The following is a 15,980-nucleotide window of genomic DNA, read 5'->3' as shown; positions in this document are numbered from 1 at the left end:
TGAATAGTTGTTATCTGTCGGGCTGCCCGACGTTTTAACAATATGCTTTAGTGTGACGCAGATCACAAGATGGGGGGTTCTGGATTTAGCCCTGAAAAAGATAAAGGGCCGCTTAGCGGCCCTTTATCTATCGCGTGTGCATTTAGTGGAAATTGCGATCGCGGTCGGTGGTCATATCATACAGCTCGTACTTACGTCCCAGCTGCTGACCGCCGTCACGCGTCAACGGTGTCCAGTTGATGTTCGCGCGGCTGCGGGTTGGACGGATGCTGAACAGATCCATCGGCACCGAGACATAGAAGCCCTTGGTGAAGTCACCTTCGCCGTAGTCTTCTGAGGAGACGTTCGTTTTCGTTGCATAAACGCCCGCTCTGATACCGCTGTCGAACTGCTTGGAAACGTCCAGCGTCACGCCTTTATCCTCGGCGAGGTACTGGCCGACGCTGGCCTTCACCAGCACCTGATCCATAAACGTTGGCTGCCAGTAGACGGTGAGGTTGCCGACTTTCGCATGATAGTCGGTGAACTTCATCATGTTGTCCCAGTCACGCTGTTTAACGTAGTTGGCGTCCAGCCCCACTGCCCAGCTGGAATCCAGCGGACGATACAGCAGCTCACCGCCGGCACCGCCGTACATGGTTTCCAGATAACCACCGTACACCTGGCCGTAGAAATCACCGCCCAGGTAGTGCATGTAGTTCGCCTGCAGGTTGTTAACGTAAACGTCGTTTTCAACGTACTGACGAATCTGGGTACGCACGCGAGGCAGAGGTGAATTTCCACCAGACTGCGTATAGTTGAATTTGTTGTAGTTGTTCGCCACGTTAAAGAACAGGCTGCCGTCGAGCAGCAGGTGGTCGGTGACCCACAGATTGGCGCCGGCAGAGACCCCGATCTGATACATATAGAAGCTTTCCGGGCCACCGAACGACTGGTTAAGCACCGGTGACAGGCTGTAGTCAAAGCGACGACCGTCGATAAAGTAGCCCTGCTCGGTGCGTTCCGGCGCAACCGGATTGATTCGCTGCTGCTGCAGCGTCTCTTCACGCCCCAGCGGGTAGCCTTCCAGCTGGCGCTGCAGGCTGGCCACGTCGGTTTTGGTGGTCACCTGCGGCATATGATGGCGCTGTTGGGTCAGCTCAATCGTTTTCACCCCTGACGGCAGATGATTGGCCAGAATCACGTTGGCGCGCTCAACCGCCTCCTGGTTATCACGGTATTTGGTCTGCTCGCCGCTGGCGTACAGCGTATCGCCCTTCAGCTGAATATGCGGTGCTTCAAAGCCGGCGTTGTACTTCAGGTCGGTCAGCTGGCTGGCGGTTACCGTCGAGTCGAGGAAGCGGCCCTGCGGCTGCGGATCGTAAGCTTTCTTCGGCGTATCAAGGTGCGGCTGAGTCAGCTCGTTAAAGTTGGTGCGCAGAGTGAAGCCGGCCATAAAGGTATTGCCGCGCTCGTAGCTGACGTTAACGTCCGCCCAGTCGGTAATCCGGTAGATGGCGCCGACGTTAACCTTGCTTCTCTGCTCCAGCTTGCCGGCAAAGTCGCCCTGATAGTCGTTACCTTCGTATTCCATTTTCAGGCGCAGCGGCTGCCACGGCGTCTGGTATTCAATCCCGCCGAATACCGCCATCGGGCCTTTAAAGGAATCGCCCAGGCTTATCGAACCAGCCGAACGGTTTCCTTCAGAGCGATAGCAGTACTTTTCACTGGCTTTACAGAACGGGTTGGTGACGTTGCCGCTGTTGCCGATATAGCCCCAGCCGACGCCGAGGGTGAAGTCAAACGGCCCCCAGGCCTTGGTGCCCACCACGTATTCGCTGTCGAACAGGCCGGTACCGCCGATATCGCGTTTACCGACAGACACTTCCGGCAGCCAGAAGCCCTCTTCCCACAGACGCAGCTTCAGATCGAAGGCTTTATCTTTATAGGTCTGATTGCCGCTGAAGTCTTCGTACGGGCTGTACTTACGGGTACGTACGTCGGTATAGCGGATGGTCGTTTCCAGCCACGGGAACAGCTGCAGCGAGGTGGAGTAAAAGCGGTACTGGTCGTTATAGCGATAGTTCAGGCTGAACTCGCCCTCTTTGGCCATACGCGCCGTCGGCACCTGCATTAGTCCAATGCCACCGAAGTCGGACTGTGAGGGACCAATCGGTTCGGGATAGGAAGCCGCCTGAACCTGGCAGGCGCAGGCGACGGAGAATGAAAGCAGGCTGAGAAGATAACGTTTTTTCATCAGTCAGGGGTCCGGTGCGTCAATACAGAAACGATCTGCTGGTTAAGGTCGGCAAGGTCGCTCGGCAGCGCCCAGGATGAGAAACCAATAAAGATAGTGCTGCCCGCCTCCAGCTCAACGTGGCGGCGATTCCAGTAGGCAACGGGAACCTCAGTCACCTCACCAGCAGGGGAGATCACCAGCGCCACACTGCGCTCTGCGCCGCTCTGATGGGCGCGCGATTCGAGATAATCCGCCACCGGGCGCCCGGCGACCCACGGCGTGGTGCCCGCGCCATCAACGGCACCGGCCAGTCTGACCGAGGTGGGTTTGGCGACGGTATAAACGCTGTATTCTCCCGCCAGACGACGATTGGCCTGTGGCCGGGTGCGTACCCAGTCAGGATCGAGGTTCACCAACTGGCGACCGGTCACCTTCAGCGAGGCAATCTGCTGGCGGACATTTTCAACCACCGCGGCTTCTGCCAAATCGTTATCGCTGCGCAGGTTATCACGCCATACCTGTAAGCGAGCGACCACCTCCTGCTGCTGACGCAGTGCGACCGCCGTGGCCAGCTTTTCACCGATGACCGTACCGGGCCACCAGGTTTTTCCCTGTAGCGCCGGACTGGATACCAGCTGCGCCAGATTTTCCGCGTGGCTGACGACGGCAGTTTGCGACTGCCCCGGATAAAACACCGTGACCTGGCTGTCCGCCAGTGCCTGCAGCGACAGCGATGCCACTATCCCTGCGAGAAGAGTTGTGATTTTTTTCATGATTTCGCAGGCTTCAGAATAGTGGTTGCCACAGGGAAGTAGTCCGCTCCCAACATTTGCACGGCCTGGCGAACCTGTCCGCTGGAGGTATCCACCCAGAAGGTATTGCGCCAGGTTTTGCCACTCTCCGTCAGCTCGACCTCTTCCTGCCAGACGCGGCAGGCAACCTGACGGCCGCCCAGCTGCAGGACTTCATCTTTCAGACGAGTGAAGTGGGAAACCGCCGTACCGGTACGCAGCTGGCCTTTTTCCGTCCAGCTGAGCACACGTGTCCAGCTGGTGCCGTCCGTCAGGCGCAGCGCATCGCGCAGCGGGTCCTGTTGCAGATTGGTCACCTCATTGAGGTTATCCGCCAGACCCAGGGTTTTCACCAGACGACCATTTTCCGTCACCACCGTTGCGCGGTCCTGGGTGATCCATTTCTGCTGGCCATTCTCGTTAAAGCCCATCACCACGAAGATCTGCTGACCGCCGTTAAGGCGCAGGTACATACTGGCGTAGGGGATATTGGCGATTTGTTGGTTGGTTAACTCAATGTCGTCCTGGCCAAGAACGGCCAGCTTAACAGTTTCACTCAAGCCCTTTTGGGTTTGTGTACAGGCCTGAAGCAACAGGCAAAGCAGCAGCAATGGTAGGTTTCGCACCAGTGGGATCCCTGAGCTAAAGAAAGCAATCTGAAAATAACCACACTTTCGTGTGGTTATGATTAATGGTGATACTTAGCGAGTGGTGCTGGTGGTCGTGGTGGTCGTGGTTCCGGTGTTGGAACCATCGCCGCCGCCTGACGTAGCCAGCGCAACACCTGCAAACGCCGCTACCGCACCGATACCGATGGCAGTAGATGCGCCCGCAGACAGTGCTGCTGCTTCAGTACCAGCGGCAGCGCCGTCAGTAGAAGCAGAAGAGCCTGCGACATCGCCAGGAGCGGCGAAAGCAGCTGAAGCGGTTGCTAAGTACAGTATGGCTGCAGTAGCACATAAGACTTTTTTCATTACACTTTCCCTTCACTAATGAATGGACACCAGGGCCTGGATGGTTCCTGGCATCTTCATTATGGGGAAATAACTCCCAGAAATCAGCGCCCCTTCCAGGTATTGAAAAAATAGTTTTTTACACTTGGATTACATTTAAAAAGATATTTTCAATTATGCGATACATCATCAAGCGCATATCACAGAATATAATTCTGGTTTGTAGTAAAAATCAGCATTATGCCGTTAAAACACGCGCATAGTGTAATATCGTATTTTCAAACACGACAAAGAGAAACAAAAATGTTTGAAATCATGGCGTTATTGTCATTTTTTTCTTATGAAATTCAGCGAAGTAATAGATTTTCACTCGATTTTTTTAGGATTAATCTCACCCGCTAAAGATGAACTTTCAGTGTTTTCAGGAAAAACCTCAGGGTAGATGAGAGGCAAAAATCGAGGTTGCCGGCGTTACGGGTGGGTATGGCAGTCATGCCTGCGCAGAGCAGGCTGGCGATAAACAATAAAAAAAACCCCCGAACGATCGGGGGTTTTCATTCTCAGGGCGAAAAATTAACGCCAGGATTTATAGCGGTTAATCAGGCCATTAGTCGAACTGTCATGGCTGTTAACGTCTTTACCATCTTCCAGCTCTGGCAGAATACGGTTCGCCAGCTGTTTACCCAGCTCCACGCCCCACTGATCGAAGCTGAAGATGTTCAGGATGGCGCCCTGAGTAAAGATCTTGTGCTCATACAGGGCAATCAACGCACCCAGGCTGTACGGGGTGATTTCGCGCAGCAGGATGGAGTTGGTTGGGCGGTTACCTTCAAACACTTTGAACGGAACCACATGCTCAACGGCGCTGGCGGCTTTACCGGCATCGGCGAACTCTTTCTCCACCACATCACGCGACTTACCAAACGCCAGCGCTTCGGTCTGTGCAAAGAAGTTAGACAGCAGCTTGCTGTGATGATCGCCCAGTTTGTTATGCGAGATTGCCGGAGCGATAAAGTCACACGGAACAATCTTGGTGCCCTGGTGGATCAGCTGGTAGAACGCGTGCTGGCCGTTGGTGCCCGGCTCGCCCCAGATAATCGGGCCGGTCTGGTAGGAAACCGGGTTACCGCTGCGATCAACGTACTTACCGTTGGACTCCATATTGCCCTGCTGGAAGTAGGCAGCAAAACGGTGCATATACTGGTCGTAAGGCAGAATCGCTTCGGTTTCAGCGCCGAAGAAGTTGTTGTACCAGATACCAATCAGCGCCAGCAGCACCGGCAGGTTTTTCTCCACTGGCGTATCGGCGAAGTGGCGGTCCATTGCGTGCGCGCCGCTCAGCAGCTTCTCGAAGTTATCGAAGCCGATGGACAGCACGATCGACAGGCCGATCGCCGACCACAGTGAGTAGCGTCCGCCAACCCAGTCCCAGAACTCAAACATGTTATCGGTATCAATACCGAACTCCGCCACCGCCTGGCCGTTAGTCGACAGCGCCGCGAAGTGTTTCGCCACGTCGCCCTGCTCGCCGGAGGTCAGGAACCAGTCGCGCGCGCTGTGGGCGTTGGTCATGGTTTCCTGGGTGGTGAAGGTTTTGGAGGCCACGAGGAACAGGGTGGTTTCCGGGCTCAGGCCTTTCAGCGTTTCGGCGATATGCGTGCCGTCCACGTTGGAAACGAAGTGCATGGTCAGATGATTTTTATACGGACGCAGCGCTTCGGTCGCCATAAATGGCCCCAAGTCAGAACCGCCGATGCCGATATTCACCACGTCAGTGATCGCTTTACCGGTGAAGCCTTTCCACTCGCCGCTAATAATGCGTTCGGAGAAGCTTTTCATCTTCGCCAGCACCGCGTTCACTTCCGGCATCACATCTTTGCCATCGACCACGATCGGGGTGTTGCTGCGGTTACGCAGGGCAACGTGCAATACGGCGCGATCTTCGGTGCGGTTGATTTTCTCACCGGAGAACATCGATTTGATCGCGTCCTGCAGTTCGGTTTCTTTTGCCAGCGCCTGCAGCTTGCTGAGCGTTTCAGCGGTAATGCGGTTCTTGGAGAAGTCGACCAGCATCTGGTCGTCAAAGGTGGCGGAAAACGTGGCAAACCGGTTGTTGTCCTTGGCGAAAAGGTCAGCAATCTGAACGTCTTTCATTTGTTCAAAATGCTGCTGCAGTGCCTGCCAGGCAGCGGTTTGTGTCGGATTGATATTTTTCATAGCAACACACTCTTTTTATTTAAGAATCGTAAATCAGACCGGACAACATCGTACCTGTTTGCGGGGATCGACTCCCCCTTTTCCTGTAACAGGTTTCGGCTATCAACAGCGGAAAAACTGCGGTTTGCCCGGGCGCTATTTCGCATTCTGTCGGTGAGGATGATTCACACTAAGCATTTCAGTATGACGATGAAAGAAAAAAATTTACAGCCCGTACCGTGCTTATAAACATCGATGGTGCCAACAGGCGGCGTTTTTTTAGCCACGGATGATTAGTAAGAGTGATACGACTGGGGTAATAAGGAAAATGAATAATCATCAGCCTCCCGGCGTTGACACCGGCACCATAACCCGATATTTCTACACGCCTGAATAAGGCGTGCATGTGCGCGCAAGCCAGAAGAGGCGCGTCGCCCAGGCAGTGTGTTTGAGGATCCGTATCCGTAGATAACACACCAGGGGGAGCGACGCCGAGGTATAAACCACGCGGAGTGGGGCGTATCGACCGCAGGGGCTGAATCCTCTGGGTTGTCACCAGCAACGTCCGGTAGTCGGGCGGCGAGGTGGGGCGCTTCTGGGTGACGCGTAGCGGCTTGCTCTACGCTATATCCCTTTCCTGCCCTTACCTTGTGCCAAGCTGATGGAATAAATCCTGACACGAAGGTAGTCATCGTAATGTCTCAAAATCTGATCGTGGCAAAATTTGGCGGCACCAGCGTTGCCGACTTTGCCGCTATGAACCGCAGCGCCGATGTGGTGTTATCCAATCCTGACGTTCGTCTGGTGGTCCTTTCCGCCTCTGCGGGCGTAACCAATCTTTTAGTTGCTCTGGCTGAAGGCCAGCCGCTGGAGCAGCGCGCCGCGCTGTTGGACGATATTCGTCGTATTCAGTACGCCATTCTGGATGAACTGAAGCAGAGCCAGGTGATCCGTGAAGAGATCGACCGCATGCTGGACAATATTGCCACGCTGGCCGAAGGTGCCGCGCTGGCGACCTCTGCCGCTCTGACCGATGAGCTGGTCAGCCACGGCGAGCTGATGTCCACCCTGCTGTTCGTGGAAATCCTACGTGAGCGTGAAGTCACCGCTCAGTGGTTTGACGTACGTAAAGTGATGCGCACCACCGACCGCTTTGGCCGCGCCGAACCGGAAGTGGCCACGCTTGCCGAGCTGGCCGCTGCACAGCTTAAACCGCGTATTGCCGAAGCGCTGATCGTTACCCAGGGCTTTATCGGTAGCGAAGAAAAAGGCCGGACCACCACCCTGGGCCGCGGCGGCAGCGACTATACCGCTGCGCTGCTGGGCGAAGCGCTGCACGCCGGCCGCGTGGATATCTGGACCGACGTTCCGGGTATCTACACCACCGATCCGCGTGTGGTGCCCGCTGCGAAACGCATTGATGTGATTACCTTCGAAGAAGCCTCAGAGATGGCCACCTTCGGTGCGAAAATCCTGCATCCGGCCACGCTGCTGCCTGCGGTGCGCAGTGATATTCCGGTATTTGTTGGCTCCAGCAAAGATCCGTCCGCGGGCGGCACCATGGTGAGCAATAAAACCGAAAATCCACCGCTGTTCCGCGCGCTGGCGCTGCGCCGCAAGCAGACTCTGCTGACCCTGACCAGCCTGAATATGCTGCACGCACGCGGTTTCCTCGCCGAGGTGTTTAACATTCTGGCGCGTCACAATATCTCCGTTGATCTGATCACCACCTCAGAAGTGAGCGTGGCGCTGACGCTGGACACCACCGGTTCGACCTCGACCGGCGACAGCCTGCTGACGCAGGCGCTGCTGACCGAGCTTTCCTCGCTGTGCCGCGTGGAAGTGGAAGAGAATCTGGCACTGGTGGCCATTATCGGTAACGAGCTGTCCAAAGCCTGCGGCGTCGGTAAAGACGTCTTCAGCGTGCTGGAACCGTTCAGTCTGCGCCTGATTTGCTACGGCGCCAGCAGCTATAACCTGTGCTTCCTGGTGCCGGGCCAGGACGCAGAACAAGTGGTGCAGGCGCTGCACCGCAATCTGTTCGAGTAACCTCTCATCGGGCCAGTCGCAGCTGGCCCGACACTCCTTTTTTTTGATGCTATGATGCGGCGGGTCGTATTTTCCTCGTTCCGGTGAGTACGGCTGTGCTATGGCAAATTTTCAGTTAAATAACACAACACTAAACGCCCCACTCTCCTTTCTGCGACGGCTGGCGGAACATCGCTGCCGGTTTTTGAATCGGCTTATACCGCCAGAGCTGCTGTGGAGATCAAGGGGTTAAAAGGATGCTTTTCTATGCTTGCTACTGTTACCCGACTGTTCCCCCTCTGGGCAGTCCTGCTCTCCGTCGCCGCCTATTACACGCCGACCACCTTTACCGGCATCGGGCCTTACGTCACTTACCTGCTGATGCTGATTATGTTTGGTATGGGCGTGACGCTGAACGTGGATGATTTTAAGCGCGTGCTGACCCGCCCGGCACCGGTCATCGCCGGAACCTTCCTGCACTACCTGGTAATGCCGCTGGCGGCATGGGCGCTGGCAAAATTATTTAATATGCCACCCGATCTTTCTGCCGGGATGATTCTGGTGGGCAGCGTGGCGAGCGGTACGGCGTCAAACGTGATGATCTATCTGGCAAAGGGCGATGTGGCGCTGTCGGTGACCATCTCTTCCGTCTCCGCGCTGGTTGGCGTGTTTGCCACCCCGCTGCTGACCAAGTTCTACGTCGATACGCATATTCAGGTTGATGTCGTGGGCATGCTGCTCAGTATCGTGAAAATCGTGGTGGTGCCGATTGGCCTGGGTCTGATTATTCACCACACCATGAATGGATTAGTGAAGCGCGTGGAGCCGTATCTGCCGGCGTTTTCGATGGTCTGTATTCTGCTGATTATCAGCGCGGTGGTAGCGGGCAGCCAGAGCTTTATTGGTTCGGTCGGCCTGGTCGTGATTATCGCGGTGATCCTGCATAACGCCATTGGCCTGCTGGGCGGCTACTGGGGCGGTAAGCTGTTTGGCTTTGATGAGTCCACCTGCCGTACGCTGGCGCTGGAAGTGGGCATGCAGAACTCCGGTCTGGCGGCCACGCTCGGCAAGCTGTACTTCTCCCCGCTGGCAGCCCTGCCGGGTGCGCTGTTCTCGGTCTGGCACAACCTGTCAGGTTCGCTGCTGGCCGGGTACTGGTCGGGTAAGGCGATTAAGGATAAGAAGAAGCCGTAATTCGGCTTTGTATTGGTGGCCCGGGCGACCGTGACGGGTATTGAGTCGCTTCGGCTCCGTGCCCGGGCGACCGTGACGGTTTTTAACCTACAGCGCCTTCCTGATCCACGGGCAATCGGTGCCGGGCGGGTTCGCGGACCGTTGAGCGCAGGGACGCGCGAATCGAGGCCACACGGACGTGTTCACGCCGAGTCCGCGAACCCGCCCGGCACCGATACGCCAGACACCGAATGAACAGCAACTCTCTAAATAAAGTGACACAGCTCAACCAGACAACAAACGAGCAGCGACATCACTCATCGTCTTTATCATCATCCGCCTGTTCCAGCACGCTGTAGGCCACCGCGCAGAACAGCGAGTTCAGACGCTTCATATCGCCCAGCAGCCCCAGATGCAGCGAACTGGTTTCAATACTCTGCACGTTTTGCTGGTGCAGCCGGTCGACGTGCGCATGGGAATAGCGGCGGTTAATGATGCGGAAACGATGTTTAGAACGACGCAGACGTTTGGCGCTGGTCAGATCGCGGGAGAGGAACACCGACAGGCTGAGGCGCAGATTGCTGGTGAGCAGTTCAAGCTGCGCGTCCAGTTCCTGCATGCCCTCAACGGAAAAGGCCCGCCGCGCGCTCAGCGATTTGTCGGCCACATCGCCACTCATACGCTCCAGAATATCCCCGGACTGTTCCAGGTTCAGCGCCATCTCGATGATTTCCGCCCAGCGCCGTGAATCCTCTTCCGGCAGATCTTCCTTCGGCATCTGTGCCAGATAAAGCTTGATCGCCGTGTACAGCACGTCGACATCGTCATCCAGTCTGCGGATCTCCCGATCCTCTCGCAGTTCGCCGTGAATCACCTTGCCGAAGGTCGCCAGCATCTGCTCAAGTACATCCCCCATACGCAGGGTTTCGCGGGCAGCATTCGCCAGCGCCAGCGCCGGGGTATCCAGCGAACTGGTATCCAGATGCTTTGGTTTCAGCCGCAGGTCGTTTTCAGGCTCTTCGCGGATCAGCCGTTTACAGAGTGCGGCCATCGGTTCGGCGAACGGCACCATAATCAGGCAGCGGATCAGGTTGTAGAAAACGTGGAAGAATATCACCAGCTCTTCATCACTGACCGGCAGTTTCGCCAGCCACTCTGCCAGCAGATCAACAAACGGCAGCACCATCAGCGAGCCGATAAATTTAAACAGCAGGCTGCCGAGAGCCACGCGTTTTCCGGCAGCGTTTGACGTACTGTTGTTCAGCATCGCCAGCAGTCCGCTGCCGAGGTTGGCCCCGATCACCAGGCACAGCGCCACCTTAAACGAAATCACCCCGGTGGCGGTCAGCGTGGCGGTGATCAGCACCGCCGCCAGGCTGGAGTAGCTGATAATGGCAAATACCGCGCCAATCAGCGCATCCAGCATCACATCACCGGTCAGCGAAGAGAACAGTACCTTCACCCCGGACGCCTGGGTGATCGGCGCGGCGGCAGCCACGATCAGCTGCAGCGCCAGCAGGATTAACCCAAGGCCAATGCTGGCACGGCCAAGTTGGCCGGCGCGGGTCTGCTTGCGGCCGAGGAAAAATACCACGCCGAAGAAGATAAACAGCGGCGACAGCCAGGAGAGATCGAAGGTCAGGATGCGAGCCATCAGCGCCGTCCCGACGTCTGCGCCGAGAATGACCACCAGTGCAGGCGTCAGCCCAACCAGATTCTGGGCGACAAACGACGTCACCAGCAGCGTGGTGGCGTTACTGCTCTGAACCAGCGCGGTGACGCCAATCCCGGCGAGAAACGCCATCGGTTTTTTTTCCACGCTGCGGCTGAGCACCCGGCGCAAATCAGCACCGTAAACGCGCATAATACCGGTACGCACGATGTGGGTTCCCCACACCAGCAGCGCCACGGCAGAAAGAAGATTTAACAGGGTTAACACCGGATATCGACCTCACAACTTCTGTACCATTATCAAACGCAAAGCCGAGTTCACTTTGCATCTCACAGCGGTAAGTTTAGCCGATATACAGGAAAAATCTTTTTTATCAGCGTGATATCAGGCGACTTCCCGCATCGTTTGCTTATCCAGCACCAGCCCCACCTGATAACCCGCCGGATGCAAATCGTCCACCGAGCGGTTGAGCACATCCACCAGCAGCTCAACATCATGGGCCTGGACGCGGTAGCGAATGACGTTACCCAGCAGGCTGTGGCTAATCACTGATGCAGGAATCCCCTGGTCCGGCGGACATAGCATCATCGACTCAGGGCGAATCGCGACCTGACCGCTGAACCGCTGGCCGGTCAGCTGAAATGCCTGTTCGGGGCTGAGCAGGTTGTAATTACCCATAAATCCGGCGGCGAACAGATCGGCTGGCTGGGTGTACAGCGCCTCGGCGTTGCCGCTCTGCACAATTTTGCCTTTGTTCATCAGCACAATCCGGTCGGACATCGTCAGCGCCTCTTCCTGATCGTGGGTGACGAACAGCGTGGTCAGATTCAGCTCCTGCTGAATGCGGCGGATCTGATCGCGCAGATGGCGACGGATGCGTGCATCCAGCGCCGACAGCGGTTCGTCCAGCAGCAGCAGGCGTGGACGGGTCACCAGCGAACGTGCCAGCGCCACGCGCTGGCACTGGCCGCCGGAGAGCTGATGTGGATAGCGGCGGGCGAAATCCTTCAGCTCAACCAGCTCCAGCGCGTCCGCCACCCGCTGCTGGATCTCGGCGGCGGGCAGCTTTTGCATTTTCAGGCCGAAGGCGACGTTGCGCTCCACGGTCATATTGGGGAACAGCGCGTAGCTTTGGAACACCATGCCGATGGCTCGCTTCTGCGGCGTGACCGGCACGATATCCTCGCCCTTCAGCAGAATGCGGCCGCTGTCGACGGAGGTTAACCCGGCGATGCAGCGCAGCAGCGTCGATTTGCCGCAGCCGCTGGGCCCCAGCAGCGTCACCAGTTCGCCTTCTTCCGCGCTGAATTCAATATCCTGAAAGATGCTGGTCGGGCCATAGCTCTTATTCAGTTGGGTCACATTCAAATACGACATCTTCAGCCTCGTTCACGATTCAGGGTATTGGCCAGCCAGGTGACCAGCAGGACCACGACGAAATAGGAGATCACCAGCGCGCTACTGAAATGCCCACTGCTGTTACGCACGTTATAGAGGTAAACCTGTAGCGTTTCATAGCTGGTGCCGACCAGCAGGTTAGCGAAGACAAACTCACCGATCAGGAAGGAGAACGACAGCAGCACGGCAATCGTCGCCCCTTTGCGTAGGTTAGGCAGCACCACCAGCAGCGCGGCCTGCCAGGTGCTGGCACCCAGCAGGTGGGCGGCATCGATCAGCTCACGCAGATTAATCGCCTGCATATTGTTGGCGATGGCGCGGTAGATAAACGGCAGCGCGATGGTGAAGTAGCAGCCAATCAGAATCCACGGCGTGCCGGTCAACATCAGCGGCGGCGACGAGTAAAGCTGTAGCAACCCTACCGAAGAGACTACCGGCGGAATAGCAAACGGCAGCAGGATCAGGATATTCATTACCGCGTCGAGCTTCGGGAAGTAGTAAGCGATCACAAACATCGTCGGCAGCACCAGCAGCAGCGAGAACAGCAGCGAGCCGAGGCAAATCAGCAGCGAATGCCAGAGGGCCACCAGAAAACGCGGGTCGCTCCACAGCTGGATCAGCCACTTGAGGGTTAAGCCGTCCGGCAGAATGGTTGCGACCCAGCGGGTTGCCAGCGCGTAGAACAGCGTAGCCACCAGCGGCAGCGCGAGGATAACAAACACCAGCCAGACGATAATCCGGTGATAAACGTATTCACTTTTCGACATTGTTCCTCCTGCCTTAGCGCGCGTACTGGTAGCTGCGGCGCACCAGCCATTGATGAACCACGGTGATGATCGACATCAGCACCACCAGCAGCATCGCCAGCGCGCTGCCCATATTAGGGTCGAGCGAGACGTCGCCGGAAACCAGCGCCGCGATACGTACCGGAATGACGTTATAGTTGCCGGTGGTCAGCGCATAAATCGTGGCGTAGGCGCCCAGCGCGTTCGCCAGCAGGATCACAAAGGTGCCCACCAGCGCAGGGGTCATAACAGGCAAACCGATGTGCCGCCAGTAGCGCCAGCGGCTGGCACCGAGCAACGCGGCCGACTCCTGCCACTCCTTTTTCAGCCCGTCAAACGCCGGATAGAGCAGCAGAATACCCAGCGGGATCTGGAACCAGGTGTACACCACTATCAGCCCGTCGGTGGAGTAAAGCTTAAAGCCCTGCATGATTTCGTATTTCCGCATCAGCAGCGTCAGGCAGCCGTTCAGGCCGAGCAGGATCACGAAGGCAAACGCCAGCGGCACACCGGCAAAGTTGCTGGTCATATTGGTAAAGGACATCAGAAAACGGTGCAGCCTGCCGCCGCCGAGCTGGTGCAGCGAATAGCCGCCCAGCAGCGCGATAATCAGGCCATACACGCTCGACCAGAATGAGATATCCAGCGAGAAGCGTATCGCCTGCTGGTAAAACGTTGAGGTGAGGATGTCGGTGTAGTTGGCCCATCCCCAGGCCTCGTTCATTTCGCTGTAGAAGCTGTTAACCGCAATCCAGACCAGCGGTGCTATCTGAAACGCGATATAGAACACCGCAAACGGCAGCAGGCAAAGCAGCGCAAGCCCCTTTCCTTTCGTCATGCCAGCTCCCCCGAGCGCAGCAGCGGCGCACAGAACGGCTTATCGTACTTCACGCCGAGGATCTGACACACCGTGCCGCACAGCTCGGTTTGCTTCGGCGCGGCGTCTTCACGCAGGGAAAACGCGGAGCCGAAGACGAACAGCGGTACCTGCGTTTCTTCCGGCAGGGTGCCGCCGTGGCTGCGGTCATCGTTCATACCGTGGTCGGCGGTGACGATCACCTGATAGCCCTGGCGCAGCCACTCCGGCATCCACTGCGACAGATAGCCGTCGGCCATCCGTGCGCGGTTGCGGTATTGAGGAGAAGAGAAACCGTGCTTGTGCCCGGTGTCGTCAATGTTCATTGGGTGGATCAGCAGAAAGTCGGGCTGATAGTTCAGCCGCAGGCTTTCGGCGTCTTCAAACAGGTGCGAATCAGGATAAACGTCATCCGAGTAAAAGTGGCCATACTGAATCGGCAGATCGCTGTCTGCCGTATGGCGGTCGCGGGCGGGGACAAACGGCGTGCGGTTGTACAGCTCGCTGACCCAGTGATAGGCGGCCGCCGCGGTGGTCAGGCCGCCCTCACGGGCATAGTGAAAAATGCTTTGCTGCGTGCTCAGGCGACTGACGCCGTTGTGAATAATGCCGCTTTTCACCGGCGTAATGCCGGTGAGAATGCACTCATACAGCGGGCGCGAGAGCGACGGCAGCTCGCAGGTGATCTGGTAGCGCTGCCCGTTACCCTGCGCACATTCCGCATGAAGATAGCCCATTGCATCACGTGCAACCTGAAAATTCAGTCCGTCCAGCACTACCAGAATCGTTTTCATCTTGTGACCTTATTGCTTCATGTTAATGATGACGTTTTCCTGCCACATACGCGGCAGCGCTTTCGATGCTTTATCCCAGGCGGCCTGGTCGGCAATCGGATGCGCGTTTTTATACTCGCTTGACGGCAGCAGTTTGGCCTGCACGTCTTCCGGCAGGGTCAGATGCTCGGCGCGGATTGGGCGCGCGTAGCCGCGAGCCAGGTTGATCTGACCGGCGTCGGAGAAGATGTATTCACGCGCCAGCTTGGCGGCGTTCGGGTGTTTGGCGAATTTGTTGATGATGGTGGTGTAACCGGAGGTGATGGAACCGTCGGATGGGATCACCACTTCAAAGCGGTTGCGGTCAATCTGGTCGCGGTAGTTCAGACCGTTGAAGTCCCAGACCACGGCCACCTGAATTTCGCCTTTTTCGATATTGGCAATCACCGGATCGGTCACGCCCAGACGGCCTTCTTTCGCCAGATCGCTGAAGAAGTCCAGCGCCGGTTTCAGGTTCTTCTCGTTACCGCCCAGCGCGTAGCTTGCCGCCAGCACGCCGTTCGCCGCCTGTGCCGCGATGCCGACGTCGCCGATGGTGACAACGTATTTGCCTTTTTTCAGGTCAGCCCAGCTGTGCGGGATATCCTTCACCTGGTCTTTATTGATGATGAAGGCGATGGTGCCGGTATAGGCCAGCGCCCAGTGGCCGTCTTTATCCTTCGCCCAGTCAGGGATTTGATCCCAGGTGCTCGGTTTGTACGGCTGGGTTACGCCCTTCTGCACGGCCAGCGGGCCGAATGAAGCACCTACGTCACCGATATCGGCGCTGGCGTTGCTTTTCTCAGCGGCGAATTTGGCAATTTCCTGTGCGGAAGACATGTCGGTGTCGCTGTGTTTAATCCCGTACTTGCTGGTGATATCTTCCCAGGTGCCTTTCCAGTTAGCCCAGCTGTCGGGCATACCGACGCTGTTGACCTGACCTTCCGCACGGGCGGATTTTTCAAGCGCCGCCAGATCGGCGTCGGCAGCCCAGCTGCTGGCCGAAAACGACACAACGATGGCACTGGCTAACACGGATGCGAACAAAGATTTCATACTAATGCTCCAGGTGATAGGGTTAATGGCCTTCTGGACTAG

At 57.0% G+C, this 15,980-nt stretch carries 13 protein-coding genes and 1 riboswitch; of the genes, 2 read left to right on the top strand and 11 right to left on the bottom strand.

Annotated elements, in window-relative coordinates; translation table 11 throughout:
- Positions 1 to 142: 142 nt before the first annotated feature.
- From IBT46_RS00125 to pgi, 5 genes are all read right to left on the bottom strand, one after another.
- Positions 143 to 2,236 carry a YjbH domain-containing protein gene (locus IBT46_RS00125; protein ID WP_200543025.1) on the bottom strand — a complete coding sequence of 698 codons (2,094 nt, stop codon included), beginning with the start codon at positions 2,234 to 2,236 and terminating at the stop codon, positions 143 to 145.
- Positions 2,236 to 2,991: a capsule biosynthesis GfcC D2 domain-containing protein gene (locus IBT46_RS00120; RefSeq protein ID WP_200543024.1), complete on the bottom strand. Its 756-nt coding sequence runs from the start codon at positions 2,989 to 2,991 to the stop codon at positions 2,236 to 2,238. Before IBT46_RS00120 ends, IBT46_RS00125 begins: the two co-directional genes overlap by 1 nt.
- Entirely contained in the window at positions 2,988 to 3,635 is a 648-nt protein-coding gene (locus tag IBT46_RS00115) for a YjbF family lipoprotein (RefSeq protein WP_200543023.1), read from the bottom strand. Before IBT46_RS00115 ends, IBT46_RS00120 begins: the two co-directional genes overlap by 4 nt.
- Before the next feature lie 75 nt (positions 3,636 to 3,710).
- The gene (gene yjbE, locus IBT46_RS00110; RefSeq protein ID WP_200543022.1) at positions 3,711 to 3,983 is read right to left on the bottom strand and encodes an exopolysaccharide production protein YjbE; all 273 of its coding nucleotides are present in this window, start codon (positions 3,981 to 3,983) and stop codon (positions 3,711 to 3,713) included.
- A gap of 552 nt (positions 3,984 to 4,535) precedes the next feature.
- Positions 4,536 to 6,179 carry a glucose-6-phosphate isomerase gene (pgi, locus tag IBT46_RS00105; RefSeq protein WP_200543021.1) on the bottom strand — a complete coding sequence of 548 codons (1,644 nt, stop codon included), beginning with the start codon at positions 6,177 to 6,179 and terminating at the stop codon, positions 4,536 to 4,538.
- Positions 6,180 to 6,571: 392 nt separating this feature from the next.
- A riboswitch (Lysine riboswitch) is annotated at positions 6,572 to 6,761 on the top strand.
- Between the two features lie 93 nt (positions 6,762 to 6,854).
- Between pgi and lysC the strand changes: the two genes are divergently transcribed.
- Both lysC and panS read left to right on the top strand, forming a co-directional pair.
- Complete coding sequence (gene lysC / locus IBT46_RS00100) at positions 6,855 to 8,207, top strand: lysine-sensitive aspartokinase 3 (RefSeq protein ID WP_105595821.1); 1,353 nt, start codon at positions 6,855 to 6,857, stop codon at positions 8,205 to 8,207.
- A 246-nt stretch (positions 8,208 to 8,453) separates the two neighbouring features.
- Entirely contained in the window at positions 8,454 to 9,380 is a 927-nt protein-coding gene (gene panS / locus IBT46_RS00095; RefSeq protein WP_105595820.1) for a ketopantoate/pantoate/pantothenate transporter PanS, read from the top strand.
- Between the two features lie 292 nt (positions 9,381 to 9,672).
- On the opposite strand, the gene IBT46_RS00090 is transcribed toward panS, so the two are convergent.
- From IBT46_RS00090 to IBT46_RS00065, 6 genes are all read right to left on the bottom strand, one after another.
- Positions 9,673 to 11,298, bottom strand: coding sequence for a Na/Pi cotransporter family protein (locus tag IBT46_RS00090; protein WP_200543020.1), 1,626 nt, complete (start codon positions 11,296 to 11,298; stop codon positions 9,673 to 9,675).
- A gap of 117 nt (positions 11,299 to 11,415) precedes the next feature.
- A complete protein-coding gene (locus IBT46_RS00085) occupies positions 11,416 to 12,408 on the bottom strand; it encodes an ABC transporter ATP-binding protein (RefSeq protein WP_200543019.1) in 993 nt (330 codons plus the stop codon).
- Between the two features lie 2 nt (positions 12,409 to 12,410).
- Positions 12,411 to 13,196 carry an ABC transporter permease gene (locus tag IBT46_RS00080; protein ID WP_200543018.1) on the bottom strand — a complete coding sequence of 262 codons (786 nt, stop codon included), beginning with the start codon at positions 13,194 to 13,196 and terminating at the stop codon, positions 12,411 to 12,413.
- Between the two features lie 13 nt (positions 13,197 to 13,209).
- Positions 13,210 to 14,052: an ABC transporter permease subunit gene (locus IBT46_RS00075; RefSeq protein ID WP_200543017.1), complete on the bottom strand. Its 843-nt coding sequence runs from the start codon at positions 14,050 to 14,052 to the stop codon at positions 13,210 to 13,212.
- Positions 14,049 to 14,864 carry an alkaline phosphatase family protein gene (locus IBT46_RS00070; protein WP_200543016.1) on the bottom strand — a complete coding sequence of 272 codons (816 nt, stop codon included), beginning with the start codon at positions 14,862 to 14,864 and terminating at the stop codon, positions 14,049 to 14,051. The genes IBT46_RS00075 and IBT46_RS00070 overlap by 4 nt, the downstream gene beginning before the upstream one ends.
- Before the next feature lie 9 nt (positions 14,865 to 14,873).
- A complete protein-coding gene (locus IBT46_RS00065) occupies positions 14,874 to 15,938 on the bottom strand; it encodes an ABC transporter substrate-binding protein (protein ID WP_200543015.1) in 1,065 nt (354 codons plus the stop codon).
- Positions 15,939 to 15,980: the final 42 nt, after the last annotated feature.

The sequence above is a fragment of the Erwinia sp. S38 genome (assembly GCF_016624545.1).
Taxonomy (GTDB): Bacteria; Pseudomonadota; Gammaproteobacteria; order Enterobacterales; family Enterobacteriaceae; genus Erwinia; species Erwinia coffeiphila.
Note: the sequence above shows the minus strand (reverse complement) of the source record. Positions and strands in the feature narration are given on the sequence as shown.